The following is a 7628-nucleotide window of genomic DNA, read 5'->3' as shown; positions in this document are numbered from 1 at the left end:
GGGTTTATTCCTTCACTGCTTGCTCCTCAGCAGAGCCTGTGTCCGTTTATCCCGACAAACAAATGTACTAAAAGTTTACTTGACACAGTTCGTTGTACACTCCCCTGGCGAAGGTCGCGTACCAGTTGTACTTTAGCTTTCAGCAGGTCAAAAATCGTTGCAATTGCTGCAATTACGCTCCAAACCGCAGCATTGTTTGTCAACAAAAGCAAAACCGCTTCTGTCGAATTCAGCGTGTTTTCAAATTTTGTCTTCATAAATTTTTTTTATAAAATTATTCTACAAATATAAAAAATTAACAGAAAGATTTTTAATGCAATCGGGTTATTTTTGGGTATAGCTGTGCTGTGATTTCCTTGTTATCCTGTATATGCTGTAGCAGCCTGCCGGGTTGTTTCCGTTAACCCGGGTTTGCAATAAAATGGAATGTATTTCCATTACATAACAACGTATTTCCATTACACAATAGTGAATAACCATTTCGCTATACTACATGTTTATTTTACCACAAAGTATTTCCATTTCATAATAGTATATTTCCATTTCATAGTAATGTATTTCCATTTTATAGTAGTGTATTTCCACTTCATAACAGCGAATATAATTTCCCTGTTAGTGAGTATTTATTGCATTTTTTTTTATTTTTGTAGAAAATCAAATTATCCCGTTATGGAATCAACTATTCACCAGTACATCCGCGACTATATGTACACAAATAAAGTAACCGTAAGGGCGCTGGCAACCGGCTTAAACATGTCTGTACGCAATGTGTATATCCTGTTAAAAGACGGCAACATCACCGTATCGCATTTGCAACACATATCCAAAGTGCTTAATCACAACTTCTTCATTTTTTATACCGGTGGAGCCGACACCTCTGCCGAAATCACCACGCTAAGAGAAGAAAATGCCACCTTGCAACAACGTATCATCTGGTTGGAAAAAGAAAACACCCAGTTAGAACTGATAAACAAGCTGCTGGCAGAAAGAGGCAAATAAGTTGTGAACCCGGATTACAGAAGCCAAAAGGCTGTTGGCTAAAAACTAAAAGCAAATAACAAGCCGCTACACTTAAAAAATATTGAAAAATTTGGGTTGCCCCTCGGATAAAAGATTTAATTTTGTCGCGAAATTTCAAAAACAACCCGTTATGACGAAGAAGAAAACAAAAGTAGAAGTTGAGGATGTTGTTGTTAAGTTTGTCGGCGACTCCGGCGACGGTATGCAACTTACCGGCACCCTATTTTCGGATGCAGCAGCACTGGCAGGTCTGGATATAGCAACCTTTCCCGACTATCCCGCCGAAATCCGCGCTCCACATAATACCGTAGCCGGTGTATCAGGATTCCAGGTGCATGTGGGCAAAAAAATAGAAACCGTAGGCGACCAGTGCGATATGCTTGTTGCCATGAATCCCGCCTCCCTGAAATCGAACCTGAAATGGGCAAAACCAGGCGCAACTGTTATCGTTGATGCAGACGCTTTTGAAGAAGCCGCCTTTAAAAAAGCCGGTTATAACGAAAACCCGCTCGAAGACAACACCCTTGCCCAATACAACCTGATAAAAGCTCCCATCACTACCCTCACCCGTGCCAGCCTGAAAAACCAGAACCTCGATGTGAAAACGATGGACAAAAGCAAAAACATGTTTGCACTGGGCATTTCGTATTACCTGTTCAATATGAACCTCGATACCACAAATGTCTTCTTTGAAAAGAAATTTAAGAAAAAACCGGAAATAGTAGAAGCCAACAAAACAGTACTGGAAGCCGGATATAATTATGCTGACACCATAGAAGCCCTTTCGCGTACCTATTTTATGCCCAAAGCAAAGATGGAACCGGGACATTACCGCAATATCACCGGCAATTTAGCCACCGCCTGGGGTTTTCTCGCCGCCTCCGAACGCTCAGGTCGCCCCATATTTTTAGGCTCATACCCCATCACTCCCGCTACCGATATTTTAATCGAACTTGCCAAACATAAATCGCTTGGTGCAAAAGTTTTTCAGGCAGAAGACGAAATCGCAGGTATTTGCTCTGCCATAGGCGCCAGCTATACCGGATCGCTTGCCCTTACCTCCACTTCCGGACCCGGACTTTCGCTCAAAAGCGAAGCCATCGGACTGGCGGTAATGACCGAGCTTCCACTGGTAATTGTTGACGTACAACGTGGAGGACCTTCCACCGGCTTGCCTACCAAATCGGAACAGAGCGACCTGATGCAGGCTTTGTTCGGACGCAATGGCGAAGCTCCCGTGGTAATACTTGCTGCCAGTACTCCTTCCGACTGTTTTTATTCAGCTTACGAAGCCGCTAAAATTGCCCTCGAACACATGACCCCTGTCATCCTTCTTTCCGACGGTAACATTGGCAACGGTTCGCAACTTTTCAGGATTCCTAAGGTTGCCGACCTGCCCGCCATCAATCCTCCCATTGCCAAGCCCAACGATCCTGACTACAAACCTTATCGTCGCGATCCCGAAACTTTTGTCCGCAAATGGGCGCTCCCGGGTACTGAAGGACTACGCCACAGAATAGGTGGATTGGAAAAAGAAAATATTTACGGTAACGTTTCTACCGATACTGCCAATCACCAGTTAATGGTAAACCTCCGTGAAGCGAAAGTACAAAAAGTAGCCGATTTCGTTGACGAACAAAAAGTACTTGGCGAACCGGAAAGCGACCTGCTGGTTGTAAGCTGGGGCGGAACACAAGGCGCCGTTGAAAATGCCGTGATCGAAATGCAGAACCAGGGCAAAAAAGTCAGCCATGCACACTTCCGCCATATTATGCCCTTGCCTAAAAATACTGCCGATGTTTTCAGCCGCCACAAAAAAATTATTGTTTGCGAACTGAACAACGGACAGTTTGTAAACTACCTGCGTATGAAACATCCTGATTTCAAATACCACCAGTATTGCAAGGTACTGTCGCAGCCGTTCTCGATGGACGAACTGACAAGTAAATTTAACGAATTATTAAAGGAGGAATAAAACCATGTTAGAAATTGCAAATATGACCATCGAACGGTCAAATGTAGAACTGTCGAAAGAAGATTTTGTAAGCGATCAAATGGTAAAATGGTGCCCGGGCTGTGGTGCACACGCAATTTTATCCTCGGTAGCCAATGTATTTCCAAAAATCGGGTATCGAAAGGAAAATTTCATGCTCGTTTCGGGTATTGGTTGTTCCTCCCGCTTTCCCTATTATGTTAATACCTATGGTATTCACGGCATCCACGGACGTGCTGCCGCCATTGGCTCAGGAGTAAAAATTGCCAATCCCCGCCTCAGCGTATGGATAGCTACCGGCGACGGCGATTCAATGGCAATCGGAGGAAACCATTTCATTCACATCATCCGTCGTAATATTGATGTGAACATCATGCTGTTCAATAACCAGATTTATGGACTGACCAAAGGACAATATTCGCCTACCACCCCCATGGGAACCATCACCAAAACGTCTCCCCAGGGAACCATTGAACATCCCTTCAATGCCGGAGAACTAGTGTTGGGAGCTCAGGGTACATTTTTTGCCCGTGCAGTGGATACTAATCCCAAGCTAATGACGGCTATTATGTTTGAAGCTGCCCGCCACGACGGAACCTCCATAGTGGAAATACTACAAAACTGCGTCATCTTTGCCGATAAAACCCACGAAAATATTACGGGAAAAGACGTTCGCGACGACCACCAGCTTATTCTGAAAAATGGGGAACCTATGATCTTCGGTAAAAATAAAGACAGGGGAATCCGGCTAAAAGGTACACGGCTGGAAGTGGTACAAATAGGCGTAAACAGCATTACCGAAGACGATTTGCTTATCCACGACCAATACCAGCAGGATCCCGGAATCCACCTGATGCTTGCCAAAATGGCTCCGCCTCACTTTCCGGTTGCACTCGGCGTAATCCGTTCGGCAATGTATCCCACTTACGACGATATGGTGGAAGAACAAATCAAACATGCCAAAGCAACTTCTCCTATCAGAAACGTTGACGACCTACTAAACAGTGGCGATACTTGGGAAATAAAATAGGTTTTCAGTTCCTAATTTACATAAAGCCTTCATTTTTTCATGAAGGCTTTTTTTTCTGCTTTCTTTTGTACTTTTGTTCGGATGCTTAGTAAATTTATTTCATTTATCAACAACCGGCAATTGTTCATGCCCCACCAAAATATTCTGCTTACCGTAAGCGGGGGGATGGACTCAATAGCAATGGCAGAGTTATTTTCACGTGCCGGTTTTCGTTTTGCCATCGCCCATTGCAACTTCCAGCTTCGGGGAAAAGATTCTTTTGAAGATGAAAAATTTGTTGCTTCCTGTGCGCAAAAATACCAAGTTCCGTTATTTTCAAAACGCTTTGAAACTTTAGATTATCTGAAGGAAAGAAAAATTTCGGTTCAGATGGCAGCCCGTGAACTTCGATACGCATGGTTTGAGGAAATAAGACAATCTCAAAATTTTGATTACATTGCAACTGCCCACCACGCCGACGATGCAACGGAAACATTTTTTATCAATCTTATGCGAGGTACCGGTATCAGTGGCTTGCATGGTATTTTACCCCAAAAAGATGCGCTCATCCGCCCTATGTTATGTTTTACCCGCGGAGAAATCGAAAAATTTATTACACAAAATCATCTGCATTACCGCATTGATATATCGAATACTGAAGATAAATACCTGAGAAATAAAATACGGCATCATCTGATTCCGGTTTTTGAAACCCTGAAGCCCGGTGCGCTGGAAGGGGTACAGCAAACCATGCAGAACCTCCGTGAAGTGGAAGCCGTTTATGACGATTGGTTATATCAACAAAAGAAAAATCTGTTGAAAACTGAAGGCGAATGGATAACCATAGACTGCAACGCCTTGCGGCAAACACCTCATAATAGTTTGGTTTTGTATGAACTATTATCGGATTTCAGATTTTCCAGGGATGTTGTCCGGCAAATAGAAAATTCCATTGAAGGTACACCAGGTAGGCAGTTTTTCTCTCCTTCGCACCGACTGGTTACCTCAAGCCAAAAAATAATTATTGAAAAATATACTGCCCCCCGCACACAAAATTCCGAATTTCTTGTTACAAACGACACCACCGAAATAGTAGAGCCTTTACACCTGGTGTTTAGTATCATTTCGCCCACTGATTTTCGAACTTTAGCAAAAAGCAACAACGATGCATTTTTTGATTTGCAAAAGCTCTGTTTTCCGCTAATAATCCGGAAATGGCAAAAAGGAGATTATTTTCATCCTTTCGGAATGTGGGGAAAACAAAAACTGAGCGATTTTATGGTCAACCGAAAATTTTCTCTTCCCGAAAAAGAAAACTGCTGGCTTCTTACTTCTGATAAACAAATTATTTGGGTAATAGGGTACCGCACCGACGAACGCTTTAAAATTACAAACGACACAAATAATATACTACACATCAGAAAATTATAAAATATATAGTGAAAAACTTATATATATAAAATTTTAGATTAATTTTGTCGAAATTTTTAAAAACATGATATTCAGTAACAAACGGATCATTATCGGTTTTTTATTTTTGATGACACTAAGCTTCAGTGTACGTACCTTTTCTCAGATTTTTACACCGGTAACCTGGAGTTTTCAGCAGAAAAAAATTTCAGATACAGAAACAGAACTGATTTTTATCGCATCCATTGAAAGAAGCTGGCATCTGTATTCGCAATTTATTCCTGCCGAAGACGGACCGGAACCTACATCTTTCAATTTTGAAACAAGCAAGGATTACCAACTGGAAGGAAGAGTGGCAGAACCTAAACCCACTGAAGAATATGACCCCAATTTTAAAATGAACCTAAAATTCTTCTCCGGTAAAACAGTTTTCAGGCAAAAAATCAAGATGCTTTCCGAAAAACCTTTTCAGGTAAAAGGATATGTGCATTTTATGTCGTGCGATAACAGTAAATGTACTCCACCCGAAGATATTGACTTTGTTTTTAACCTGCCGGGTATTTCGGCAAAAACCGGCGAAAAGGTAATACAGGGAAAAGAAATTTCTGCAATACCTATAACTTCCGACAGCATATCCCGGATACAAAAACCACTGCCTTCGGCAGCGAGCCCCTTACAAAGTACAGAAGCAATCAAGGGGGAAACTTCACTATGGGGTGTTATCATTGAGGCTATATTGTGGGGATTTGCTGCTTTGCTTACTCCCTGTGTGTTTCCCATGGTGCCGATGACGGTTTCGTTTTTCATGAAAGGCAACAAAAACAAACGGAAAGGGCGTGTCATGGCATCAATTTACGGTATCTCCATTATCACCCTGTACACCCTCCCCATAGCAGCCATAATTTTTATTACCTATATCATAGGAGGACAGTCAATAACTGCTGATATTTTCAACTGGCTTTCGACGCACTGGTTGCCAAACATACTGTTTTTCCTTATATTCATGGTTTTTGCTGCTTCTTTCCTCGGGGCATTTGAAATAGTGATGCCCAGCAGCTTGGTAAATAAAGCCGATGCAAAAGCCGATAAAGGCGGACTTATCGGTACTTTTTTCATGGCGCTTACCCTTGTACTGGTATCTTTTTCGTGTACAGGACCTATAGTCGGCACAATTATCGTAAAATCAACCCGTGGAGAAATATGGGAACCCATAGTTACCATGCTTGCTTTTTCTACTGCTTTTGCCTTACCATTTACCCTTTTTGCCTTTTTTCCCTCCTGGCTCAGCAACCTGCCAAAATCGGGAGGCTGGCTCAATGCCGTTAAGGTGGTACTAGGATTTCTCGAATTGGCTCTCGGGCTGAAGTTTCTCAGTGTAGCCGATCAAACCTACCATTGGGGAATTCTCGACAGGGAAGTTTATTTAGCCATCTGGATTGTAGTGTTTACACTTCTGGGGTTCTACTTGCTTGGCAAACTGAAATTTTCCCACGATAGCGAAACGAAACATCTGAGTGTGCCACGAACCTTGCTGGCAATAGTAACCTTTGCCTTTGTAATGTATATGATACCGGGAATGTTTGGCGCTCCGCTCAAAGCACTTTCGGGCTACCTGCCTCCGCAAACCAGTCTCGATTTCGACCTCGTACGCATCGTTCAGGAAAATAAAGGAGGAGGTACTGTATCTTCGACAGAATCAGAATTATGTGAAACTCCTAAGTTTTCCGAATTTCTGCATCTTCCTCACGGGTTGAAAGGCTATTTCGATTACGACCAGGCTTTGGCTTGTGCCAAAAAGCAAAACAAGCCTTTGTTTATTGATTTTACCGGTCATGGTTGTGTGAATTGTCGTGAAATGGAAGCCAACGTTTGGAGTGCTCCCGAAGTGCTGAAACGTTTGAGAAACAACTTTATCGTAGTAGCCTTGTATGTGGATGATAAATCTGAACTTCCGGAAAGTGAGTGGATAACATCAAAATATGATGGAAAGATTAAGAAAACCATTGGTAAAAAATTTGCCGACCTGCAAATTTCACGCTTCAATATGAATGCGCAACCTTACTACGTTTTGCTTGATACCAAAGGTGAATTATTGGTAACTCCAAGAGCATACAATCTTGATGTGAATGAATTTGTAAAATTCCTCGATAACGGAATTGCTGAATTCAAAAAAAGGCAATAGAAACAAATCTCATT

General features: G+C 42.3%; 6 protein-coding genes. 5 read left to right on the top strand and 1 reads right to left on the bottom strand.

Annotated features, from left to right (window positions below; genetic code table 11):
* Positions 1-26: 26 nt before the first annotated feature.
* Positions 27-257, bottom strand: a complete 231-nt coding sequence (locus M0R21_11295; protein ID MCK9618404.1) for a hypothetical protein — start codon at positions 255-257, stop codon at positions 27-29.
* A 412-nt stretch (positions 258-669) separates the two neighbouring features.
* Between M0R21_11295 and M0R21_11290 the strand changes: the two genes are divergently transcribed.
* From M0R21_11290 to M0R21_11270, 5 genes are all read left to right on the top strand, one after another.
* Positions 670-999 carry a hypothetical protein gene (locus M0R21_11290; protein MCK9618403.1) on the top strand — a complete coding sequence of 110 codons (330 nt, stop codon included), beginning with the start codon at positions 670-672 and terminating at the stop codon, positions 997-999.
* A gap of 151 nt (positions 1000-1150) precedes the next feature.
* Positions 1151-2995 carry a 2-oxoacid:acceptor oxidoreductase subunit alpha gene (locus tag M0R21_11285; protein ID MCK9618402.1) on the top strand — a complete coding sequence of 615 codons (1845 nt, stop codon included), beginning with the start codon at positions 1151-1153 and terminating at the stop codon, positions 2993-2995.
* A gap of 4 nt (positions 2996-2999) precedes the next feature.
* The gene (locus M0R21_11280; protein MCK9618401.1) at positions 3000-4043 is read left to right on the top strand and encodes a 2-oxoacid:ferredoxin oxidoreductase subunit beta; all 1044 of its coding nucleotides are present in this window, start codon (positions 3000-3002) and stop codon (positions 4041-4043) included.
* A gap of 81 nt (positions 4044-4124) precedes the next feature.
* A complete protein-coding gene (gene tilS, locus M0R21_11275; protein MCK9618400.1) occupies positions 4125-5453 on the top strand; it encodes a tRNA lysidine(34) synthetase TilS in 1329 nt (442 codons plus the stop codon).
* Positions 5454-5517: 64 nt separating this feature from the next.
* Positions 5518-7614, top strand: coding sequence for a thioredoxin family protein (locus M0R21_11270; GenBank protein ID MCK9618399.1), 2097 nt, complete (start codon positions 5518-5520; stop codon positions 7612-7614).
* Positions 7615-7628: the final 14 nt, after the last annotated feature.

Source organism: Lentimicrobiaceae bacterium (genome assembly GCA_023227965.1).
In the GTDB taxonomy this organism is placed as follows: Bacteria; Bacteroidota; Bacteroidia; order Bacteroidales; family JALOCA01; genus JALOCA01.
Note: the sequence above shows the minus strand (reverse complement) of the source record. Positions and strands in the feature narration are given on the sequence as shown.